This is a genomic window from Streptococcus bouchesdurhonensis, assembly GCF_948472335.1.
On the sequence record NZ_CAOKTW010000009.1, the window covers coordinates 59661 to 76100 of the forward strand.

The 16440-nt window shown below is 40.9% G+C and carries 21 protein-coding genes; 17 read left to right on the forward strand and 4 right to left on the reverse strand.

Annotation, left to right across the window (positions count from 1 at the left end; genetic code table 11):
* Positions 1 to 130: 130 nt before the first annotated feature.
* Together cibB and cibA are read right to left on the reverse strand one after the other, a co-directional pair.
* The gene (cibB, locus tag QMQ21_RS14225) at positions 131 to 283 is read right to left on the reverse strand and encodes a fratricide two-peptide bacteriocin subunit CibB (RefSeq protein WP_070528467.1); all 153 of its coding nucleotides are present in this window, start codon (positions 281 to 283) and stop codon (positions 131 to 133) included.
* Between the two features lies 1 nt (position 284).
* Positions 285 to 470, reverse strand: a complete 186-nt coding sequence (gene cibA / locus QMQ21_RS14230; protein WP_136936678.1) for a fratricide two-peptide bacteriocin subunit CibA — start codon at positions 468 to 470, stop codon at positions 285 to 287.
* Between the two features lie 177 nt (positions 471 to 647).
* On the opposite strand from cibA, the gene tsaB reads away from it, so the two are divergent.
* The 10 genes from tsaB to QMQ21_RS14280 all read left to right on the forward strand — a co-directional run bounded on the left by tsaB (position 648) and on the right by QMQ21_RS14280 (position 8126).
* The gene (gene tsaB, locus QMQ21_RS14235; RefSeq protein WP_084887770.1) at positions 648 to 1331 is read left to right on the forward strand and encodes a tRNA (adenosine(37)-N6)-threonylcarbamoyltransferase complex dimerization subunit type 1 TsaB; all 684 of its coding nucleotides are present in this window, start codon (positions 648 to 650) and stop codon (positions 1329 to 1331) included.
* The gene (rimI, locus tag QMQ21_RS14240; RefSeq protein ID WP_084887772.1) at positions 1328 to 1765 is read left to right on the forward strand and encodes a ribosomal protein S18-alanine N-acetyltransferase; all 438 of its coding nucleotides are present in this window, start codon (positions 1328 to 1330) and stop codon (positions 1763 to 1765) included. The genes tsaB and rimI overlap by 4 nt, the downstream gene beginning before the upstream one ends.
* Positions 1755 to 2765 (forward strand): tRNA (adenosine(37)-N6)-threonylcarbamoyltransferase complex transferase subunit TsaD, encoded by a 1011-nt coding sequence (tsaD, locus tag QMQ21_RS14245; protein ID WP_000655020.1) that lies wholly within the window; start codon positions 1755 to 1757, stop codon positions 2763 to 2765. Before rimI ends, tsaD begins: the two co-directional genes overlap by 11 nt.
* Before the next feature lie 103 nt (positions 2766 to 2868).
* Positions 2869 to 3732, forward strand: a complete 864-nt coding sequence (locus QMQ21_RS14250) for an Rgg/GadR/MutR family transcriptional regulator (protein WP_004254984.1) — start codon at positions 2869 to 2871, stop codon at positions 3730 to 3732.
* A 230-nt stretch (positions 3733 to 3962) separates the two neighbouring features.
* The gene (locus QMQ21_RS14255; RefSeq protein WP_004254985.1) at positions 3963 to 4247 is read left to right on the forward strand and encodes a bacteriocin immunity protein; all 285 of its coding nucleotides are present in this window, start codon (positions 3963 to 3965) and stop codon (positions 4245 to 4247) included.
* Between the two features lie 121 nt (positions 4248 to 4368).
* The gene (locus QMQ21_RS14260; RefSeq protein ID WP_004254988.1) at positions 4369 to 5595 is read left to right on the forward strand and encodes an MFS transporter; all 1227 of its coding nucleotides are present in this window, start codon (positions 4369 to 4371) and stop codon (positions 5593 to 5595) included.
* Positions 5596 to 5738: 143 nt separating this feature from the next.
* On the forward strand, positions 5739 to 6365 hold the full coding sequence (locus QMQ21_RS14265) for a TetR/AcrR family transcriptional regulator (protein WP_033680841.1): 627 nt from the start codon (positions 5739 to 5741) through the stop codon (positions 6363 to 6365).
* Positions 6365 to 6877: an HdeD family acid-resistance protein gene (locus QMQ21_RS14270; protein ID WP_000036821.1), complete on the forward strand. Its 513-nt coding sequence runs from the start codon at positions 6365 to 6367 to the stop codon at positions 6875 to 6877. The genes QMQ21_RS14265 and QMQ21_RS14270 overlap by 1 nt, the downstream gene beginning before the upstream one ends.
* Positions 6878 to 7117: 240 nt before the next feature.
* Positions 7118 to 7813 carry an AzlC family ABC transporter permease gene (locus QMQ21_RS14275; RefSeq protein WP_000659743.1) on the forward strand — a complete coding sequence of 232 codons (696 nt, stop codon included), beginning with the start codon at positions 7118 to 7120 and terminating at the stop codon, positions 7811 to 7813.
* Entirely contained in the window at positions 7803 to 8126 is a 324-nt protein-coding gene (locus QMQ21_RS14280; RefSeq protein WP_125415531.1) for an AzlD domain-containing protein, read from the forward strand. The genes QMQ21_RS14275 and QMQ21_RS14280 overlap by 11 nt, the downstream gene beginning before the upstream one ends.
* A gap of 28 nt (positions 8127 to 8154) precedes the next feature.
* On the opposite strand, the gene QMQ21_RS14285 is transcribed toward QMQ21_RS14280, so the two are convergent.
* Positions 8155 to 8286, reverse strand: coding sequence for a hypothetical protein (locus QMQ21_RS14285; RefSeq protein WP_261814691.1), 132 nt, complete (start codon positions 8284 to 8286; stop codon positions 8155 to 8157).
* Positions 8287 to 8380: 94 nt separating this feature from the next.
* On the opposite strand from QMQ21_RS14285, the gene QMQ21_RS14290 reads away from it, so the two are divergent.
* The 5 genes from QMQ21_RS14290 to QMQ21_RS14310 all read left to right on the forward strand — a co-directional run bounded on the left by QMQ21_RS14290 (position 8381) and on the right by QMQ21_RS14310 (position 13440).
* Entirely contained in the window at positions 8381 to 9211 is an 831-nt protein-coding gene (locus QMQ21_RS14290) for an amino acid ABC transporter substrate-binding protein (RefSeq protein ID WP_004254995.1), read from the forward strand.
* Between the two features lie 153 nt (positions 9212 to 9364).
* Entirely contained in the window at positions 9365 to 10219 is an 855-nt protein-coding gene (locus QMQ21_RS14295; RefSeq protein ID WP_000694523.1) for a MetQ/NlpA family ABC transporter substrate-binding protein, read from the forward strand.
* A 99-nt stretch (positions 10220 to 10318) separates the two neighbouring features.
* Positions 10319 to 11692: a M20 family metallopeptidase gene (locus QMQ21_RS14300; protein WP_261814692.1), complete on the forward strand. Its 1374-nt coding sequence runs from the start codon at positions 10319 to 10321 to the stop codon at positions 11690 to 11692.
* Entirely contained in the window at positions 11685 to 12746 is a 1062-nt protein-coding gene (locus QMQ21_RS14305; RefSeq protein ID WP_000085666.1) for a methionine ABC transporter ATP-binding protein, read from the forward strand. The genes QMQ21_RS14300 and QMQ21_RS14305 overlap by 8 nt, the downstream gene beginning before the upstream one ends.
* Before the next feature lies 1 nt (position 12747).
* The gene (locus QMQ21_RS14310; protein ID WP_000444647.1) at positions 12748 to 13440 is read left to right on the forward strand and encodes a methionine ABC transporter permease; all 693 of its coding nucleotides are present in this window, start codon (positions 12748 to 12750) and stop codon (positions 13438 to 13440) included.
* A gap of 29 nt (positions 13441 to 13469) precedes the next feature.
* Here QMQ21_RS14310 and QMQ21_RS14315 read toward each other — a convergent pair whose 3' ends face one another.
* On the reverse strand, positions 13470 to 14039 hold the full coding sequence (locus QMQ21_RS14315; RefSeq protein ID WP_261814693.1) for an MptD family putative ECF transporter S component: 570 nt from the start codon (positions 14037 to 14039) through the stop codon (positions 13470 to 13472).
* Positions 14040 to 14173: 134 nt separating this feature from the next.
* Here QMQ21_RS14315 and QMQ21_RS14320 point away from each other — a divergent pair, with 134 nt between their 5' ends.
* Positions 14174 to 14788: a YesL family protein gene (locus tag QMQ21_RS14320; RefSeq protein ID WP_261814694.1), complete on the forward strand. Its 615-nt coding sequence runs from the start codon at positions 14174 to 14176 to the stop codon at positions 14786 to 14788.
* Positions 14766 to 16436 carry a sensor histidine kinase gene (locus QMQ21_RS14325; protein WP_261814695.1) on the forward strand — a complete coding sequence of 557 codons (1671 nt, stop codon included), beginning with the start codon at positions 14766 to 14768 and terminating at the stop codon, positions 16434 to 16436. The genes QMQ21_RS14320 and QMQ21_RS14325 overlap by 23 nt, the downstream gene beginning before the upstream one ends.
* The last annotated feature ends 4 nt before the right edge of the window (positions 16437 to 16440 follow it).

Sequence of the window (16440 nt, forward strand, 5' to 3'; positions counted from 1 at the left end):
AATAAAACAATACAAACAGATAGATCAATTGGTAAAGGGATAGTAGTAATGTTTAAATCATTGAGAATGCTGATCAAACTGTAAGAGATGAAGACAATAAAATTTATCCTTCTAAAAATGTGTCTTTTATCTAACATGACTTACCAAACTTTTTACGGAGATCTTTCCCAATGGTATAAGCTGCCATAAATAAAGCGATACCAACACCTGCACCAAAACCACCCTTGATTTCTTGCAATTCCTTATTAGAAATTTCACGATAGTTGTTCAAATCTTTCATCATATTAATCTCCTCCTAAAAAATAACCAGCTGCCAAACCAGAACCTACAAGTGCTGTTCCGCCTGCAATAGCTTTCCAAGATACTGCTACTCCAAAGATAATCAAGGGAGCGAGACCGCCATCAATATCTGATAATTCATTTTCAGATAGGGATAAAAATTGATTGTCAAGAACGTCAAAATTTGTCATTGAACTTTCCTCCTTTTTTCTTGTTCACTTTTATATTCGGAAAAGAAAAGGAAAAGTGAGCATTTTTTAAATTATTTTTTAGCTAAGTATAGGCATTTTTGTTTGGGGGCAAAGAAAATTCCCATGTGCCAGCTTTTGTAGTATAATAGTAAGCAGACAAAAAGATAGGAATGTGTTATGAAAGTATTAGCTTTTGATACGTCCAGCAAGGCTCTTTCTCTCGCTATTTTAGAGGACAAGCAGGTTCTTGCCGAGACGACGATTAATATTAAGAAAAATCACAGTATTACCCTCATGCCTGCCATCGATTTTTTGATGGCAAGTGTGAACTGGACGCCCAAGGATTTGGATAGAATCGTTGTGGCGGAAGGGCCAGGTAGCTACACAGGTTTGCGAATTGCGGTAGCAACTGCCAAGACCCTTGCTCATACTCTTAACATCGAGTTAGTTGGTATGTCTAGCCTCTTGGCTCTGGTGCCCTACCAACAAGAAGGTTTGTTCGTTCCTTTGATGGATGCGCGTCGCAACAATGTTTACGCAGGATTTTATGAGAATGCCAAACCTGTCATGCCAGAAGCACACCTGCCCTTTGAGCGAGTGATTGAGCTAATCAAGGGTGCTAGTCAAGTAACCTTTGTCGGAGAAGTTGGCACCTTTGTGGAGCAGATTCAAGAACACTTGCCAAGGACTAATTTCAAAGAAACCTTGCCAAATGCAGCTAATCTAGCTCTCTGGGCCTGGGACAAGGAAGCAGACTCCTTGCATGATTTTGTGCCGAACTACCTCAAGCGTGTCGAGGCTGAGGAAAACTGGCTAAAGAATCACACCGAATCTGGCGAGTCTTATATTAAACGCCTATGATAGAAATCAAAGGAACTCAACAGCAACCTGATCTGGCTCAAGCCATCTACGCTGTTATGGCAGCTGTTTACCCAGTCAGTTCTTGGACGCTGGAACAAATCCAAGCAGATTTGTCCCAAGACCAGACTTGGTATGCTCTAGCTTATGATGGAGCAGAAGTGATTGGATTTTTAGCTGTGCAGGAGAATCTATTTGAAGCAGAAGTCCTGCAAATCGCTGTCAAAGGAGTCTATCAGGGTCAGGGAATTGCCTCGGCCTTGTTTGCTCAATTGCCGGCAGATAAGGAGATTTTCCTCGAAGTCAGAAAGTCAAATCACCGAGCGCAAGCATTTTACAAGAAAGAAAAGATGGCAGTCATCGCTGAGCGAAAGGCCTACTACCATGACCCAGTCGAGGACGCCATCATCATGAAGAGAGAAATAGATGAAGGATAGATATATTTTAGCATTTGAGACATCCTGTGATGAGACCAGTGTCGCTGTCTTAAAAAAAGACGACCAGCTCTTGTCCAATGTCATTGCTAGTCAAATCGAGAGCCACAAACGTTTTGGGGGCGTAGTGCCAGAAGTAGCTAGTCGTCACCATGTCGAGGTCATTACAGCCTGTATCGAGGAGGCTCTAGCAGAAGCAGGAATTACCGAAGAGGACGTAACAGCTGTGGCGGTTACCTATGGACCGGGCTTGGTCGGAGCCTTACTAGTTGGTTTGTCAGCTGCCAAGGCTTTTGCTTGGGCACATGGGCTTCCGCTGATTCCCGTTAACCACATGGCTGGCCACCTCATGGCCGCTCAGAGTGTGGAGCCTTTGGAGTTTCCCTTGCTAGCCCTCTTGGTTAGCGGTGGGCACACAGAGTTGGTTTATGTTTCGGAGGCTGGTGACTACAAGATTGTTGGGGAAACGCGAGATGACGCGGTTGGTGAGGCCTATGATAAGGTTGGCCGTGTCATGGGTTTGACCTATCCTGCTGGTCGTGAGATTGACGAGCTAGCTCATCAGGGACAGGATATTTATGATTTCCCTCGTGCCATGATTAAGGAAGATAATCTGGAGTTTTCATTCTCAGGTTTGAAATCGGCCTTTATCAATCTTCACCACAATGCCGAGCAAAAGGGAGAAAGCTTGTCCACAGAGGATTTGTGTGCTTCCTTTCAAGCAGCTGTCTTGGATATTCTTATGGCAAAAACCAAGAAGGCCTTGGGAAAATACCCTGTTAAAACCCTGGTTGTGGCAGGTGGCGTGGCAGCCAATAAAGGTCTCAGAGAACGCCTAGCGGCCGAAATCACAGATGTCAAGGTCATCATCCCACCACTGCGTCTTTGTGGAGACAATGCAGGAATGATTGCCTATGCCAGCGTCAGCGAGTGGAACAAAGAAAATTTTGCAAACTTGGACCTCAATGCCAAACCAAGTCTCGCTTTTGATACTATGGAATAAAGAGTCAGCTTAAGGCTGACTTTTTTACTTGCCGAAATGTCAGAATATTTTGACAAATAAATGTAAATAATGATATAATATATAAAGAATAGGAGGTGGTCAGATGATTGGGAGAATGGAATTGGGGGAATTTTACAAGGAATTACGTTTGGCTAGAAAGCTCAAGCAGTCAGATGTGGCTTGTGCTGGACTAACAGCTTCTCAGCTATCCAAGTTCGAACTAGGGCAGTCTATGCTGTCTGCAGATAAGTTGATTCTAGCTATCCAAGGTATAAATGTGACCTTTGATGAGTTTGGGCACAAGCTCAACAACTATCAAGAATCTCCACATATGCGAATTGGTAGAAAGGTTGTGGATCGCTTTGCCCACCAAGATATAGCTGGTTTAGAGCAACTGTTGGAGGAAGTCGAGCAAGAACAGATGGCAGAGACCTATCGTCGTTTGAATGCCATTGTAATTAAAAACGCACTCCATTCCTTAAATAAGAACTATCCATTAGTAAAAGAAGATAGCGAGTTTTTGACTATCTATCTCTATGCTATTGAGTCTTGGACCTGGTTTGAACTCTATCTCTTTTGCAATACCATGCCCTTCTTGAGCAATCAAGATTTGATATTTTTATCGACCGCTTTAATTGAGAAATCTAGGGAATTTAAAGAGTTGGTACATAATCGATTGTATATGAAAAGTGGATTTCTGAATATTATATCAGAACTCATGGAGCGTAAACTTTTCTCTTATATCCCAATTTTTGAAGCTGAGCTAGAGAGCATGCTTCGTCCATACGATGTTTTTGAAAAAGTATTGTGGCAGTTTTTAAAGAAAATGAAGATTTTCCTTCAAACCAAAGGAAGCAATCAAAAAGAGATTGAAAGATTTATCCAATCTCTGCAAGTATTAGAAAATCCACAATTGCTAGCCCTCTTCGAATTGCGTTTGAAGCAATACAAAGAACTTATTGAGTAGTCAACAATTGCAAATCTGAAATTTCTATAAGAAAAAATATCAAATATGCGATTTTCTAAAATAAGCTAATTTTCGTGTTATACTATCCTTGTAAAGCACTTCAAGCAGATCCTAAGTCGCAGAAGTGGTTTATAGATGGGAATTCGTACAGTATATGTTTAATTATGAGCATACTGTAAATGGCTGGACTAAAAGTGAAACTTGGCGTCCTAGATAAAATGAGGTAAACGATGGAAAAACAAAGTCAGTTACAAATGTTAATTCATTCCCTATACAATAATAAAGAAATTAGCTTGACGGAAGAATTTAGGAAGCAATTGCTGGAAACAGCAAAACAGTTCTCTAGTACTAATGAAGATTTGTTAGCTGTACGTCTTTCTTTTGCCGTCTCTAAAGAATTGTTGAGCTTTAAAGGTGAACCGCCGACAGAGTTGTTGGATTTAGCAAAATTTGTCCAAAAGAAAGAAGCTAAATACAAGCAGGGAATAGTGTGGTCTGGTATTTTTAAGATATGATTTATTATAAAATACGGCATGAACATCATATAATGGATGAATCTGAATATGAGCAAGGCTTGGAGTTCAATATTAAACCAAGTCTTGTTTTCTATACACTGGAACTTTAAAAGGAGTTGTGATGAAAGTATTTCTTCAAAATAGAAATTTTAGGCAATTAACCATCAACCAGTGGATTTCAACGGTTGGGGATACGATTTTTTATCTGGCCTTTTTGAATTATGTGGCAGATGCATCTTTTGCCCCTTTGGCGATTTTACTGATCACGATTTCAGAAACCCTTCCTCAAGTTCTGCAAATCTTTCTGGGAGTTTTGGCGGATTTTCAACATCATCGTGTCCTAAAATATACAATGATTAGTTTTGCAAAATTTTTGCTTTACTCTATCGTTTCTTTATCACTTTCAGGGCAGTCCTTTTCCTTGTTATTAGTAGCATTTATTTGTCTGATTAACCTCTTATCTGACACATTGAGTTATTTTTCAGGCGCCATGCTCACTCCGATTTTCATTAGAATTATTGGGCAAGACCATCTGGCAGAAGCTATTGGATTTAAACAGTCAACTGTTAGTTTAGTGAAAACAATCAGTAATATTCTAGGAGGAGTCTTACTAGGTATTCTATCTATCCAGTCTATTTCCTTACTGAATGCTCTGACCTTTTTAATCGCATTTTTAGGTATTCTTTTCATAAAAACAGACCTCTTGAAAGTAGAAAAAACGATTAGCTATCAAGAAGGACTCTCTGTAAAATCCTTTTGCCAGCATCTGCTCCAATCATCAAAATTGATATGGAATATGAATAAGGTGCTCTTGGTTTTGTTTATTATCTCTATTAGTCAAGCAGTGATAAATGTTACAGTTCCTGTTTCTACTCTGTTTTTGAGGAATCAGCCCTTTTTGAATTTACAAACAGGTCAATCTCTTGCCTTGTTATCCACCCTTGAATTGTCAGCCCTTATTGTCGGAAGCCTTGTGAGTGGCTATCTGAAGAATACAATCTCCATAAAACTAGCCCTATATGCCTCGCTTATTATCCAATTACTCCTTTTAGTTGGCTTTGTGGCAGTTCGTTTTGACTGGATTCTTATCTTTAGTGCCTTGGATGCCTTTTTCGCAGGTATCCTCTCTCCTCGATTACAGGAACTCATTTTTAAACAAATACCTGAGGAGTCAATGGGAGCAGTTCAATCCTCTATCGGTGCCATTACAGTTGTTTTACCTAGCTTATTTACAATAGCTTTGGTAACCATTGCTACTAGCTTTGGAACTCTGGCAGTTAGCTTTGTTTTATTGCTATTTCTTCTAGCTGCCTTTATCATACTCTTGAATATCCGTGAAAACATTTAGCGAAGAATGTGTATATTATATGTTTGAGACTGGATTCCAGTCTGTTTATGATGGCTACAATCAGCAGACTGTTAAATTTTTGAGAAAGTTGCTTGACATTTCAGACCAATCGGTTTATAATTAAAAAATGTAGAGATAAATACATGAGAAAAGAAGAAAAAACAAGACTACGAAGAGAGAAAATCATTACCGCTGCTTTGTTTGAATTTGCTACAAAAGGCTATCAAGGTTTTGTCATCAATGAACTTTGTAAAGTGGATGGTATTTCCAAAGGAGTTTTGTATCATAATTTTTCAGGGAAATCAGACCTCTATCTAACTTGTTTTCAGGAGAGTTTTGAGAAAGCTTTGGCAGTGTTTCTGGGGGTGGAAGGTCAAGTGCCCTCCTTAGCTGATTATATGGAAAGACGTCACCAATTTTATCAGCAATACCCAGAACATAGCCACATTTTCTTTGAGGCAATGATTGCGACACCAGAAGAATTGGAAGCAGACATTGCACCACAGAAAGCTATCTTTTTGGACTTGAATGAACAAGTTTGTCAAAAACTTATATCAGAATCCAAACTGAAAGAGCATATTGATGAGAAACGAGCTATGGACTATCTGCGATTGATTCAGGATATGTTTCGTTCCTATTATTTAACTGTTTCGTCAGATAGCAGTTTGCCTGACTTGGTTTCAGGATATGAACATCAATTATCACAGGTTTTGGATATGATGATTTATGGAATACTAGAGGAAGATTACTCTAAAAAAGGAGAAAAATAATGTCGAAAATTTGGAAATGGTTGTTACTAATTGCGGGTATTTTTGCAGTTTTTGTAGGTTTTAATATGTTTGCACATCCTCTTATTAGCTTGGCTTCCATGACTTTCTGGTTTGCACTTGTATTTGCAGTTCAAGGGATTTCTGAGATTGTACAATACTTCAAATCAGAAGAAAAGCATGGCTGGAATTTATTTGGAGGAATTGTTACCCTCATCCTCGCTCTTACCTTGTTCTCAGGTAGCTTTATTGAAATGGTAACATTTGTACCATTTATCATTTCTTTATGGGCCTTGACAAATGGTATTACAAAAACTATCGTTGGTTTCAAGGTTCGTAAGACGGATAAATCGGTAGGTACCCCTCTAGTTTGGATGGGGATTTTAGGAATCGTAGCAGGTTTAATCATGATGGGACACCCATTGATGACCGGTCTCTATATTAGTTACACCATTGCCTTTGTCTTTATTTATCAAGGTATTGTGGCAATTGTTCAATTCTTCAAGATTAAATAAGAATAAAATGGAGTCTGTCTGATTACAATCAGCAGACTTTTTTCTCTTTCCTGAATGTGTTATAATAGTCCATGCTATGGCTGGAGCCTTTTCAGCCTACTTATACTCTTCGAAAATCTCTTCAAACTGCGTCAGCTTCTATCTGCAACCTCAAAACAATGTTTTGAGCAACCTGTGGCCAGCTTTCTAGTTTGCTCTTTGATTTTCATTGAGTATTATTAAGACAATATGAGGAGAAAGATGAAAGAAAAAGGATTTTGGGAGGGGGCGCAGGCGGCCATGCCAACGGCCCTTGGTTATGTCAGTATTGGCTTGGCCTGTGGGATTATTGGTGCGCCCTATGTGACACCTGTTGAGATGGGCTTGATGAGCCTCTTTGTTTATGCTGGGAGCGCCCAGTTTGCCATGTTGGCACTGATTGCGGTTCAAGCACCTGTGGCAGCTATTGCTATGACGGTCTTTTTGATTAATTTGCGTCTCTTTTTGTTGAGTTTGCATGCGTCAACCTATTTCCGTCATACCAGTCTCTGGCAAAATATCGGTATGTCTAGTCTCTTGACGGATGAGACTTATGGCGTTTTGATGGGCGAGTTAGCCCATACAGACAAGGTCAATCCTATGTGGATGCACGGAAACAATCTCAACAGCTATGTGGCTTGGTTTGTGGGAACAGTTGTCGGAACGGCTCTGGGTGGTCTGCTGCCAAATCCAGAAATCTTTGGCTTGGATTTTGCCCTGGTTGGGATGTTCATTGGAATTTTTGCTTCGCAATTCCAGATTATGCAAAGACGGATTCCTGTCCGCAATCTGCTCATTATCCTAGCAGTTGTTGCGGTGTCCTTCTTTTTACTCTTAACAGTGGTGTCTCAGTCGCTAGCTGTTCTGTTTGCGACCTTGCTAGGTTGTACAATGGGGGTGGTTTTAGATGGTCAGTAAGTATCTTTTATTAGCAGTTATTTTCTCTGGCTTGGTGACTTGGATTCCCCGTATGATTCCCTTCATCTTGGTCAAGTATAAGGGCTTGCCTGCAATCGTTGAGCGTTTTTTGAAATTCTTGCCTGTTTCTATTATCTTTGCCTTGATTCTTTCAAGCGTAGTGACAGGCAAGGTTGGGAGTCTTCCTCAAATCAAATGGCTGGACTTCTTAGCAGTCTTTCCAACGGCTTGGGTAGCCTTTCGCTACCGCAATCTAGTCGGAACAGTTCTCTTTGGAGTGGTCTTAATTGCAGTCTTGCGTTTGATCTTTTAATACTCTTCGAAAATCTCTTCAAACCACGTCAGCGTCGCCTTACCGTATATATGTTACTGACTTCGTCAGTTCTATCTACAACCTCAAAGCAGTGCTTTGAGCAACCTACGGCTAGCTTCCTAGTTTGCTCTTTGATTTTCATTGAGTATAAATCAGCCATAAAGAAAACCTATCACAGAGATAGATATCATATAATGGCGCAAATGGTCTTTTTCTGTTAAGATTATAAGGTATTCTATTTTGGAGGAAATGACATGAAAAAAATCGTTAAATACTCATCTCTTGCTGCCCTAGGGCTTGTTGCTGCAGGTGTACTAGCAGCTTGCTCAGGTGGTGCTAAGAAAGAGGGAGAAGCAGCTAGCAAGAAAGAAATTATCGTTGCAACTAATGCTACACCAAAACCATTCAACTATGAAGAAAATGGCGAATTGACTGGTTACGAAATTGAAGTGGTTCGCGCTATCTTTAAAGACTCTGACAAGTATGATGTCAAGTTTGAGAAGACAGAGTGGTCAGGAGTCTTTGCAGGACTTGATGCTGACCGTTACAATATGGCTGTTAGCAACATCAGCTACACTAAAGAACGTGCTGAAAAATACCTTTATGCAGCTCCAACTGCTAAAAACCCTAACGTTCTTGTAGTGAAAAAAGATGACCCTAGCATCAAATCGCTTGATGATATCGGTGGAAAATCAACAGAAGTTGTTCAAGGGACAACTTCTGCTAAACAGCTAGAAGACTACAACAAACAACATTCAGATAATCCAACTGTCCTAAAGTATACTAAAGCGGACTTCCAACAAATCATGGGACGCTTGAGCGATGGCCAGTTTGACTACAAGATTTTTGATAAAATCGGTGTTGAAACAGTCATCAAGGACCAAGGTTTGGACAACTTGAAAGTGATCGAACTTCCAAGCGACCAACAACCTTATGTTTACCCACTTCTTGCTAAAGGTCAAGATGAGTTGAAAACATTTGTAGACAAACGTATCCAAGAACTCTACAAAGACGGAACTCTTGAAAAATTGTCTAAACAATTCTTCGGAGACACTTACCTACCAGCAGAAGCTGATATTAAATAATTTTTTGAAATCATCCATTCTGAATAAGGTGGATGATTTCTCAGTTTTTAAGGATATAGTTTTAAACTATATATCTGACTATCTAATAACAATTTGTGAAATCAAATAAATTGTGAGATACTAGTACGGTATTATTTTTAAGGAGAAAGAATCATGAAAATCAAAAAATGGCTTGGTGTAGCTGCCCTTGCTACAGTCGCAGGTTTGGCTCTTGCAGCTTGCGGAAACTCAGAAAAGAAAGCAGACAATGCAACAACTATCAAAATCGCAACGGTTAACCGTAGCGGTTCTGAAGAGAAACGTTGGGACAAAATTCAAGAATTGGTTAAAAAAGACGGAATTACCTTGGAATTTACAGAGTTCACAGACTACTCACAACCAAACAAGGCAACTGCTGATGGCGAAGTAGATTTGAACGCTTTCCAACACTACAACTTCTTGAACAACTGGAACAAAGAAAACGGGAAAGACCTTGTAGCGATTGCTGATACTTACATCTCTCCAATCCGCCTTTACTCAGGTTTGAATGGAAGTGACAACAAGTACACTAAAGTAGAAGACATCCCAGCAAACGGAGAAATCGCTGTACCGAACGATGCTACAAACGAAAGCCGTGCGCTTTACTTGCTTCAATCAGCTGGCTTGATTAAATTGGACGTTTCAGGAACTGCTCTTGCAACAGTTGCTAACATCAAAGAAAATCCAAAAAACTTGAAAATCACTGAATTGGACGCTAGCCAAACAGCTCGTTCATTGTCATCAGTTGACGCTGCCGTTGTAAACAATACCTTCGTTACAGAAGCAAAATTGGACTACAAGAAAGCACTTTTCAAAGAACAAGCTGATGAAAATTCAAAACAATGGTACAACATCATCGTTGCGAAAAAAGATTGGGAAACATCACCTAAGGCTGATGCTATCAAGAAAGTGATCGCAGCTTACCACACAGATGACGTGAAAAAAGTTATCGAAGAAACATCAGACGGTTTGGATCAACCAGTTTGGTAATAAGAAACAGGGAGGTGGGAGAGAAAATTCCACCTCTTGCTTTTGTATAGAGCATGGATTGTAAAGAAGACTATAGGTTCATAGAAAGGTAGAGAGAATATGGTTTTTCCTAGCGAACAAGAACAGATTGAAAAATTTGAAAAGGATCATGTGGCCCAGCATTATTTTGAGGTTTTGCGTACCTTGATTTCTAAGAAGTCGGTCTTTGCCCAACAGGTGGGGCTCAAAGAAGTTGCTAACTATCTGGGTGAGATTTTCAAACGTGTTGGGGCTGAAGTGGAGATTGATGAGACTTATACGGCTCCCTTTGTCATGGCGCATTTCAAGAGTTCGCGTCCAGATGCTAAGACTCTGATTTTCTATAACCACTATGACACTGTGCCAGCGGATGGGGATCAGATCTGGACAGAGGATCCCTTTACTCTTTCAGTGCGCAATGGCTTCATGTATGGGCGTGGGGTTGACGATGATAAGGGTCATATCACAGCTCGTTTGAGTGCTTTGAGAAAATACATGCAGCACCATGATGATTTGCCTGTCAATATCAGTTTTATCATGGAGGGAGCGGAGGAATCGGCTTCGACAGACCTAGATAAGTATCTGGAAAAGCACGCTGATAAACTCCGTGGAGCAGATTTGTTAGTTTGGGAACAAGGGACCAAGAATGCCTTGGAGCAGCTAGAAATTTCTGGTGGAAATAAGGGGATTGTGACCTTTGATGCCAAGGTAAAAAGTGCGGATGTCGATATCCACTCTAGTTATGGTGGGGTTGTGGAATCAGCTCCTTGGTATCTCCTCCAAGCCCTACAGTCTCTTCGTGCCGCAGATGGCCATATCTTGGTTGAAGGTTTGTACGAAGAAGTTCAAGAGCCAAATGAACGTGAATTGGCCTTGGTGGATACTTACGCCCAACGAAATCCAGGGGAAATCAGCCAGATTTATGGTTTGGAATTGCCTCTCTTACAAGAGGATCGCGCAGCCTTTCTAAAACGTTTCTTTTTTGAACCTGCTCTCAATATCGAAGGGATTCAGTCAGGTTACCAAGGACAAGGGGTTAAAACGATTTTGCCAGCAGAAGCCAGTGCTAAGCTAGAGGTTCGTTTGGTTCCTGGTCTAGAACCGCATGATGTTCTGGAAAAAATTCGGAAACAGCTAGACAAAAATGGCTTTGATAAGGTAGAATTATACTATACCTTGGGAGAGATGAGTTATCGCAGCGATATGAGCGCACCAGCCATTCTCAATGTAATCGAGTTGGCCAAGAAATTCTATCCACAGGGCGTTTCAGTCTTGCCGACGACAGCGGGGACAGGGCCTATGCATACGGTCTTTGATGCCCTAGAGGTGCCAATGGTGGCCTTCGGTCTAGGAAATGCCAACAGCCGAGACCACGGTGGAGATGAAAATGTGCGAATCGCCGATTACTACACCCATATTGAATTAGTAGAGGAGCTGATTAGAAGCTATGAGTAGAGATATTATCAAGTTAGATCAGATCGATGTGACTTTTCACCAAAAGAAGAGAACCATCACAGCGGTCAAGGATGTGACCATTCACATTCAAGAAGGGGATATCTACGGAATCGTTGGATATTCTGGAGCAGGGAAATCAACCCTTGTACGGGTGATTAATCTCTTGCAAAAACCATCTGCAGGGAAAATTACCATTGACGACGATGTGATTTTTGATGGCAAGGTGACCTTGACGGCTGAGCAGTTGCGTCGTAAACGTCAAGATATCGGAATGATTTTCCAGCATTTTAACCTCATGAGCCAAAAGACAGCAGAGGAGAATGTAGCCTTCGCCCTCAAACACTCTGGACTTAGCAAGGAAGAAAAGAAGGCTAAAGTAGCCAAGTTGTTGGACTTGGTTGGCTTGGCAGACCGTGCTGAAAACTACCCTTCACAACTATCTGGAGGGCAAAAACAGCGTGTGGCCATTGCACGTGCCTTGGCAAATGATCCAAAAATCTTGATTTCAGATGAGTCAACTTCTGCTCTTGATCCGAAGACAACCAAGCAGATTTTGGCCTTGTTGCAAGATTTGAACCAAAAATTAGGCTTGACGGTTGTCTTGATTACGCATGAAATGCAGATTGTCAAAGACATTGCCAACCGTGTGGCAGTTATGCAGGATGGGCATTTGATTGAAGAGGGCAGTGTTCTTGAAATCTTCTCAGACCCTAAACAACCTTTGACCCAGGACTTTATCTCAACAGCCACTGGCATTGATGAAGCCATGGTTAAGATTGAGAAGCAGGAAATCGTGGAACATTTGTCTGAAAACAGTCTCTTGGTGCAACTCAAGTATGCGGGTGCTTCAACAGACGAGCCACTTTTGAATGAATTGTACAAGCATTATCAAGTAACGGCTAATATCCTTTATGGAAATATCGAAATTCTTGATGGCACTCCTGTTGGAGAATTAGTTGTGGTCTTGTCAGGTGAAAAAGCAGCGTTGGCAGGTGCTCAAGAAGCCATTCGTCAAGCAGGCGTACAACTAAAAGTATTGAAGGGAGGACAGTAAGATGGAATCATTGATTCAAACCTATTTGCCAAATGTCTATAAAATGGGTTGGGCTGGTCAGGCAGGCTGGGGAACAGCCATCTATCTAACTCTTTATATGACAGTTCTTTCTTTCATCATCGGAGGGTTCTTGGGGCTAGTGGCAGGTCTTTTCCTTGTTTTGACAGCGCCAGGTGGTGTCTTGGAAAATAAGGTCGTTTTCTGGATTTTAGATAAGATTACCTCTATTTTCCGTGCGGTACCATTTATCATTCTCTTGGCAGTCTTGTCACCCTTCTCTCATCTAATCGTAGGAACAAGCATTGGTCCAAATGCGGCTATCGTACCGCTATCTTTTGCAGTCTTTGCCTTCTTTGCCCGTCAAGTACAGGTTGTCTTGGCTGAGCTAGATGGTGGTGTTATTGAGGCGGCTCAAGCTAGCGGAGCGACATTCTGGGATATCGTAGGTGTTTACCTATCAGAAGGTCTTCCAGATTTGATCCGTGTGACGACTGTGACCTTGATTTCTCTTGTTGGAGAAACAGCTATGGCTGGTGCGGTTGGAGCTGGTGGTATCGGTAACGTAGCCATCGCTTATGGATTTAACCGTTACAATCACGATGTAACCATCTTGGCAACCATCATTATCATTTTGATTATCTTTGCGATCCAATTCTTGGGAGACTTCTTGACCAAGAAATTGAGCCATAAATAAAAAAGAGCCGCCTGGCTCTTTTTTAGTAATCAGATTTTCTGTGCCAATTTTTTACTCAAGGTTTGTCCAATTAAGGCACCCACTAGGGCTCCGATGACAATACTTGCTATAAATAGAAGGATGGTTCCAGGGTTTGGCGCAACCATGATACGGTCGATATATTCTTGGGATTTTCCTCTTGCTAGAAGGGTTGCCATATAGGCTTTGGGCGCAATCCACATGATTAGGATTGGTCCTGATGTGCTAAAGGCAAAAATAAGGAAAGAAAGGAAGTTCTTTGTTTGGTCCTTGTATTTTCCGAGGCTAGCTACTGCATCTGCTAGGAGACCACAGATAATTCCAGGAAGGAAGGCACCGGCACCGTGTTTAGTCCCCAAGAAAAAGAGGGCGATGACAAGGCCGATAGTGGTAATGGCTCCAAAGCGCGGAACTTTTGCGACCAGGATCATATAGACACTACCGCCGACAAGGGCAGTAAAGGCAGGCGCATAAAACATGTTTCCAGTTTGGTCAAAGAAATTGCCCAAAAGGACACCAATCCCCATGCAGAGGAAGTAAAGAACTTCAAAGAGCAGTGTAGTTAAGATAGATTTCTTCATGAATTGTCTCCTGATAATTTTCTCACAATTCTCATTGTACCACGGTTTGATGGGATTGTAAATGGATACTAGAAGTTTTTGAAAACGCTTGAAATATGATATAATACTTACATAGTTATTTTTAGGGGGATATCATGGGTAAATTTTTAGACTTTGTCTTTAATCGTTTTTTTTTAGGGATGATTGCGACAGCCTTCTTTTGGCTATTAACATTGGTAGGAGGGATTATCCTTGGTCTAGCGCCGGCTAGTGCCACCTTGTTGAGCTTGTATGCAGAACATGGTTATAGCTTTCGAGAATACAGTTTGAAGGAGGCTTGGTCTCTTTACAAGCAAAATTTTGTTTCAAGCAACCTGATTTTCTATAGCTTTTTAGGGGTGGATTTGATTTTAGTCTATGGCTTGTATCTCTTGGTACAATTGCCTCATCAGACTTTTGTTCATTTGATTGCGACATTTTTGAATATTCTAGTAGTTGCCCTGCTGTTTTTGGCTTATACAGTATCTTTGAAATTACAAGTTTATTTTGACTTGTCTTATCGAAATAGTCTCAAACTATCCTTAATTGGCATCTTTATGAGCTTAGCGGCTGTGGCCAAGGTTCTCCTTGGGACTGTGCTACTTGTGGCAATTGGTTACTATATGCCTGCCCTACTTTTCTTTGTAGGAATTGGGATGTGGCATTTCTTTATCAGTGATATGTTGGAACCGGTCTATGAAAGTATCCATGAAAAATTGGCGACAAAATAGAATGAAGCAGTTTTGGCTACATACGCTTCTAAGAACCTACAGTTCAGTTATGATGATTATTATTGCGAGTTTTGCAATCTTACTCTCTTACGCTGACTGGGATTCACGGGAAAAGGAAGCTCAAAGAGTAGCCCAGCGTGTAACCACTCGAACAGTCGAAGAGGTGGAATATTATTATCGCGAGTCAGCCCAGCTAGCGCAAGATTTAGTAGCCAATCAAGACCGTATACAAGGGGTTTATAAGTACTTTAGCCTGTCAACTTCTGAATATTTTTATTGGCTGTTGGAGCATCAAGCAGCTTCGTCAACTTCTATTTCTCTGTATGAAAATATCGATGACCTGTATGTTCAGAATGACTATATAACGGGTGTTGCAATCGTCTTGCAGGACTTTAAAGAAGTCTATGTTTCGAGCAGAAATGAGAGAGGTGGTCATTCGGTACTTGCGGAAGGCTTTAAACCAGAGGCCAATAGTTTTGGAGTTTCTATTTTAGATCCAGCGACGGATCAATCTATAGGGGTTGTTTATATTTCCTTGGATCCAGAAATCTTATACCATGCTGTAGACAATACCCGAGGTCATATCCCGATGGCTGTTACTGTGACATCGCCTTTTGATACGGAGATTTTTCATATTGGTGAGAGGGTCAATAGGGAACATGAGAACTGGTTTGTTGGTATGACTTCTCATGGATATCAGGTTCAGGTGGCAGTTCCTAAAAACTTTGTTTTACAAGGAACAGTTTCCAGCTCTGCTTTGATTGTGGGTTTGAGCCTTCTCTTTATTGTCATTCTCTATCTGACTTTGAGGAAGACTTTTGCTAATTATCAAAAGCAGGTAGTGGATTTGGTGGATTCCATCCATGCTATTGCCCAAGGGCAAGAAGGTCTTCGTATTGACACACTGGAAAAGGATCAGGAATTGCTCCTAATCGCGGAGACTACCAATGATATGTTGGATCGATTAGAAAAGAATATCCATGATATTTATCAGTTAGAACTTAGTCAAAAGGATGCCAATATGCGAGCCTTACAGGCTCAAATCAATCCTCATTTTATGTATAATACGCTGGAGTTCTTGCGCATGTATGCAGTTATGCAAAGTCAAGATGAGTTGGCAGATATCATTTATGAATTCAGTAGTCTCTTGCGTAACAATATTTCCGACGAAAGAGAGACCCTTCTCAAACAGGAATTAGAATTTTGCCGTAAATATAGCTATCTATGTATGGTTCGCTATCCCAAGTCCATTGCCTATGGTTTCAAGATAGATCCAGAGTTAGAGAATATGAAGATTCCTAAGTTTACCTTGCAACCGCTGGTAGAAAATTATTTCGCGCATGGTGTTGACCACAGACGGACAGATAATGTGATTAGCATCAAGGCTCTTAAACAGGACGGTTTTGTGGAAATTTTAGTGGTAGATAATGGCCGTGGTATGTCGGCTGAAAAACTGGCAAGTATTCGAGAAAAATTAAGTCAGAGACATTTTGAACACCAAGCCAGTTACAGTGATCAAAAGCAGTCTATCGGGATTGTCAATGTACATGAGCGTTTTGTGCTCTATTTTGGGGATCGATATGCTATTACTATAGATTCTGCAGAGCAAGCAGGTGTTCAGTATCGTATTACAATTCAAGATGAGTAGAAAG

What these genes read in the sequence shown, in the direction of transcription:
- cibB (WP_070528467.1), bottom strand. Translation starts at nt 283, where the DNA reads ATGATGAAAGATTTGAACAACTATCGTGAAATTTCTAATAAGGAATTG.
- cibA (WP_136936678.1), bottom strand. Translation starts at nt 470, where the DNA reads ATGACAAATTTTGACGTTCTTGACAATCAATTTTTATCCCTATCTGAA.
- tsaB (WP_084887770.1), top strand. Translation starts at nt 648, where the DNA reads ATGAAAGTATTAGCTTTTGATACGTCCAGCAAGGCTCTTTCTCTCGCT.
- rimI (WP_084887772.1), top strand. Translation starts at nt 1,328, where the DNA reads ATGATAGAAATCAAAGGAACTCAACAGCAACCTGATCTGGCTCAAGCC.
- tsaD (WP_000655020.1), top strand. Translation starts at nt 1,755, where the DNA reads ATGAAGGATAGATATATTTTAGCATTTGAGACATCCTGTGATGAGACC.
- QMQ21_RS14250 (WP_004254984.1), top strand. Translation starts at nt 2,869, where the DNA reads ATGATTGGGAGAATGGAATTGGGGGAATTTTACAAGGAATTACGTTTG.
- QMQ21_RS14255 (WP_004254985.1), top strand. Translation starts at nt 3,963, where the DNA reads ATGGAAAAACAAAGTCAGTTACAAATGTTAATTCATTCCCTATACAAT.
- QMQ21_RS14260 (WP_004254988.1), top strand. Translation starts at nt 4,369, where the DNA reads ATGAAAGTATTTCTTCAAAATAGAAATTTTAGGCAATTAACCATCAAC.
- QMQ21_RS14265 (WP_033680841.1), top strand. Translation starts at nt 5,739, where the DNA reads ATGAGAAAAGAAGAAAAAACAAGACTACGAAGAGAGAAAATCATTACC.
- QMQ21_RS14270 (WP_000036821.1), top strand. Translation starts at nt 6,365, where the DNA reads ATGTCGAAAATTTGGAAATGGTTGTTACTAATTGCGGGTATTTTTGCA.
- QMQ21_RS14275 (WP_000659743.1), top strand. Translation starts at nt 7,118, where the DNA reads ATGAAAGAAAAAGGATTTTGGGAGGGGGCGCAGGCGGCCATGCCAACG.
- QMQ21_RS14280 (WP_125415531.1), top strand. Translation starts at nt 7,803, where the DNA reads ATGGTCAGTAAGTATCTTTTATTAGCAGTTATTTTCTCTGGCTTGGTG.
- QMQ21_RS14285 (WP_261814691.1), bottom strand. Translation starts at nt 8,286, where the DNA reads ATGGCTGATTTATACTCAATGAAAATCAAAGAGCAAACTAGGAAGCTA.
- QMQ21_RS14290 (WP_004254995.1), top strand. Translation starts at nt 8,381, where the DNA reads ATGAAAAAAATCGTTAAATACTCATCTCTTGCTGCCCTAGGGCTTGTT.
- QMQ21_RS14295 (WP_000694523.1), top strand. Translation starts at nt 9,365, where the DNA reads ATGAAAATCAAAAAATGGCTTGGTGTAGCTGCCCTTGCTACAGTCGCA.
- QMQ21_RS14300 (WP_261814692.1), top strand. Translation starts at nt 10,319, where the DNA reads ATGGTTTTTCCTAGCGAACAAGAACAGATTGAAAAATTTGAAAAGGAT.
- QMQ21_RS14305 (WP_000085666.1), top strand. Translation starts at nt 11,685, where the DNA reads ATGAGTAGAGATATTATCAAGTTAGATCAGATCGATGTGACTTTTCAC.
- QMQ21_RS14310 (WP_000444647.1), top strand. Translation starts at nt 12,748, where the DNA reads ATGGAATCATTGATTCAAACCTATTTGCCAAATGTCTATAAAATGGGT.
- QMQ21_RS14315 (WP_261814693.1), bottom strand. Translation starts at nt 14,039, where the DNA reads ATGAAGAAATCTATCTTAACTACACTGCTCTTTGAAGTTCTTTACTTC.
- QMQ21_RS14320 (WP_261814694.1), top strand. Translation starts at nt 14,174, where the DNA reads ATGGGTAAATTTTTAGACTTTGTCTTTAATCGTTTTTTTTTAGGGATG.
- QMQ21_RS14325 (WP_261814695.1), top strand. Translation starts at nt 14,766, where the DNA reads ATGAAAAATTGGCGACAAAATAGAATGAAGCAGTTTTGGCTACATACG.